A 1,317-nucleotide genomic window follows, 5' to 3' on the forward strand; every position below is an offset into this window, starting at 1 on the left:
TCCACCATTTGTCCAGCAGATCCAGCAGATACGGATACAGGTCGTGGGGATCGTTCGAGCCAAAGCGGAGCGTTTTTGCTTTGAAAAATCCTCCCTGCAGCCCTTTGTACGTCAAACCGAGCCCCACACGACGGCCTTTCTGTCCAGCTGCTCTCGCCCTGCAACAAACCTCGTCCAGCAACTCCCGGATGACGATGCTGACATCTTCACGTTTGTATACATCTCTGGGCAATGTGGTACGGTGCGAGATTCCCTTGTGCGGCACGTCATATGACTGCGGATTCATTGCTGAATAGTCCTGGCCATGACTCCATCGGTGAATGATCGTTCCCCACACCCCAAACCGGCGCATCAGTTTGATTTCAGGGATTTGAGCGACATCTCCGATGGTACGGGCCCCGAACTCACGATACAAAACATCCGCCCGGCGTTTGAGCCCCCACATCTCGAATACGGACAAAGGGTGCAACTGAGAAGGAATATCCCGTTCGGTCCACCAGACGATCCCGTATGGATGTTTTTTGGCCTGCTTGTTGGCCATCTTCGCCATCCACTTGTTGGGTCCCATCCCGATCCGGCTACGGATGCGGAACTGGTCCCAGATCGCCTGTTTCAGTTCCTGGGCCGCTTCAATAGGGTCCGGGAACAGCGTGGACGGATAAGGAAAGGCAAAAAACGCCTCATCCACGCTGAACTGTTCTTGTACCGGAAACAGGGATTCGATTACCTTCTGAATCCGCACGCTCGTTTCCAGGTAAAACTGCATGCGGGGCCTGACCACAATCAAATCGGGACAGTGCCGCAGGGCCTCGCCAAGCCGCATGGCGTTCTCCACCCCCGCCCGCTTGGCGGTCGGCGTGGCGGCCAAAATAATGCCGGAACGCAAAGCCGGATCCCCCGACACCGCCAGCGCCGGATCGGTGGAATCATCGTTTTGCTGTCGTTTCAGGGCAAACTCGGGATGGGAAGCCACCTCACAGGACGCATAGAAGCTTTGCATATCCACCAGTCCGTAAATCCAGTTCATTTTTCCTCTTCTCCTAATCTCCTGGTGATGCTTTTCAGTTCGGCATCCAGCATGGCTCTCATATAAATGGCTTCATGTATACGATTTTTCCATCTGTATTGAATCCGGATGTCGAGAGCCCTCTCATCACGTTCTTGAATTGATATCCCGTTTTCTCTCAATTGCTTTTTCACCTTTTGCAGTTGCTGAGCGGTTTGCTTTTCCAAGCCTTCGAGTTGAAGCATCTTACGGATCAACGCAGTCGGGCGCATGTGGATCCTCCTGAATACGAATGTATGTTCTGGTATTGA

At 53.2% G+C, this 1,317-nt stretch carries 2 protein-coding genes; both read right to left on the minus strand.

Going from position 1 to position 1,317, the window contains the following annotated elements; translation table 11 throughout:
* The coding region (locus C230_RS0100100) for a Y-family DNA polymerase (protein ID WP_018130086.1) at positions 1-1,027 on the minus strand (1,027 nt) is incomplete at its 3' end.
* Positions 1,024-1,317, minus strand: a 294-nt coding sequence (locus C230_RS0100105; RefSeq protein ID WP_018130087.1) for a hypothetical protein, incomplete at its 5' end; no start/stop codon positions are given. The genes C230_RS0100105 and C230_RS0100100, both read right to left, overlap by 4 nt.

Origin of the sequence: Effusibacillus pohliae DSM 22757 (assembly GCF_000376225.1) — a bacterium.
Classification (GTDB): Bacteria; Bacillota; Bacilli; order Tumebacillales; family Effusibacillaceae; genus Effusibacillus; species Effusibacillus pohliae.